A 2,007-nucleotide genomic window follows, 5' to 3' on the forward strand; every position below is an offset into this window, starting at 1 on the left:
CCCGCAGAACGTCATCGCCGGCACCGACTGCGGCTACGGCACCTGGGTCGGGCAGGCCGCCGTCGATCCCCAGGTCGTCTGGGCCAAGTTCGCGGCCCTGGCCGAGGGTGCCCGCCTGGCCAGCAGCCGCTGGTTCTGAGCTCAGGAGCGAAGCGGGCACGCGCGCTCCGAGCTCGATGGCGGCAGCGGCCGGGCTCGCAGCCCATGGGCGACGGCCGACGAGGGCGGAGGCCCGAGTGCTGGCGCCGCGCCCGTCGGTCACGCCATCCTTCGACGGGGAACGCCGGTCGCCCGGTCCTCCGCAGAAGCGACCAGCGCAGGAACTCGACCGTGAGGAGTCGCCGTGCAGGGATGGCGCGCAGGTGACCCACTACCGGCGCCCCGGCCGCCGCAGGGCAACTACGTCCCCGCCGTGCGCGTCGGTGACCTGCTCTTCCTCTCGGGAGCGGGCCCGGCTCTGCCGGAGGGTGGGTGGGTGCTGGGCAAGGTCGGGCCGGGCGGGCTCGACCTGGCCGAAGCCCAGGCCGCCGCCCGACTGACCGGGCTCCAGCTGCTCGCGGCCATGCAGGCCGAGCTGGGCGAGCTGGGGCGCGTGGAACGCGTGGTGAAGCTGTTCGGGATGGTCAACTGCGCACCCGGCTTCGACCTGACCCCCCGGGTGATCGACGGCTGCTCGGACGTGCTCGTCGAGGTCCTCGGTGACCGCGGTCGCGGAGCGCGCTCGGCAGTCGGCATGGCCGAACTACCCATCGGGATCGCGGTCGAGATCGAAGCGGTCGTCAAGATCAGGACGTAGCCGCAACCCGGAACACCGACAACGATCGTGAACGTGCCGCCGACCGGGAGGGCACGGTGATCCGCCTCTGTCGCGTCCGACCGACCGTGCCTATCCTGATCGGCCCATGACCCGACGGCTGGTGCTCCTCGCCCTCGTGGCCTTCTGCGCTGGATGCGGCACCATCGCGGCGCCGCAGGCCGCGACCGGGCCCTGGGAGCCGGTCGTCACGGTCGTCGCCGACCGGCTCGCCACCGCCGACGCCGTCGCCGCCTCGAAGTACCTCTCCAAGAGCGGGGTGGAGGACCCGGCGCGGGAGCGAGTGGTGGTCGACGCCGCAGGCGCGGTCGGCGCGAGCCGTCGACTCGATCCGGTCGAGGTCACCGCCGTGGTGGGCGACCAGATCGCGGCGAACAAGGTGGTGCAGTACGGCCTCCTGGAGAGCTGGACCGACCGGCCCGCCACCGCGCCGACCGTCCCGCCCGACCTCGCCGGAATCCGCACGACCCTCGACGCCGTCACCCCGCGCCTCGTCGACGCCCTCGCTTCGGCGCAGCCGGCCCGGACCGACCCGACGTGCCGCGCAGCCGTCACGGCCGCGGCCGTCCGCGTCGCGGCAGCGAGGACGCTCGATACGCTGCACCGCCGAGGACTGGAGCGCGCCCTGCGCTCGCTGTGCGCCTGAGGTCTTCGCCGACGACGGGGATTCAGCCGAGGCATTCGGTCAGGGCCATCGCCGCTGTTCAGCCCGCGTCGAGTCTCCTCACTCGGCCGCCAGCCAGGGGTAACGCGCGGTGTCCTTTCCGGCGTAGTCCGGGTCGAGGTAGATGAAGCAGCGTTGGATGAGCCAGTCGCGGATCTCGAACACGTCGCACCAACGGCCTGCGGCCCAGTCCGGAACGCCGGCACGCCACGGGCCGTCGACGTGCTCGCCGTGGCTGGTGCCTTCGGCGACCACGAGGTCACCACCCGAGAAAATCCAGGTGAATTCGGCGTAGTGGTGCTTGATCGACTTCAGGGTGCCGCCGACGTCGGCGAACATCCGCCCGATGGCCTCGTGCCCCTCGGCGAGGCCCCATTTGGGGAACATGACCTGAGCGTCCTCCGCGAACAGGTCGAGGATGCTGCCGCCGGACGAGGTGGTCCCGCCGTTGTCGAACGCCTTGAGGTACTCCAGGGCGACCGACTTGCGCTGCTCGTCGGTCATCGTCTGCGTGGTCACGGCCATGGTC

Annotated in this window: 3 protein-coding genes; 2 read left to right on the forward strand and 1 reads right to left on the reverse strand. The window is 72.0% G+C overall.

The annotated features are described in order from the left end of the window. Positions 1-343 precede the first annotated feature (343 nt). The gene (locus AC0CYZ_RS30700) at positions 344-796 is read left to right on the forward strand and encodes a RidA family protein (RefSeq protein ID WP_472221902.1); all 453 of its coding nucleotides are present in this window, start codon (positions 344-346) and stop codon (positions 794-796) included. Between the two features lie 106 nt (positions 797-902). Then, complete coding sequence (locus tag AC0CYZ_RS30705) at positions 903-1,460, forward strand: chorismate mutase (protein WP_472221903.1); 558 nt, start codon at positions 903-905, stop codon at positions 1,458-1,460. 78 nt (positions 1,461-1,538) lie between these two features. Here AC0CYZ_RS30705 and AC0CYZ_RS30710 read toward each other — a convergent pair. After that, positions 1,539-2,007 (reverse strand): nuclear transport factor 2 family protein (locus AC0CYZ_RS30710; RefSeq protein ID WP_472221904.1); only part of this gene is annotated, 469 nt, incomplete at its 5' end.

Source organism: Actinomycetospora sp., assembly GCF_055612215.1.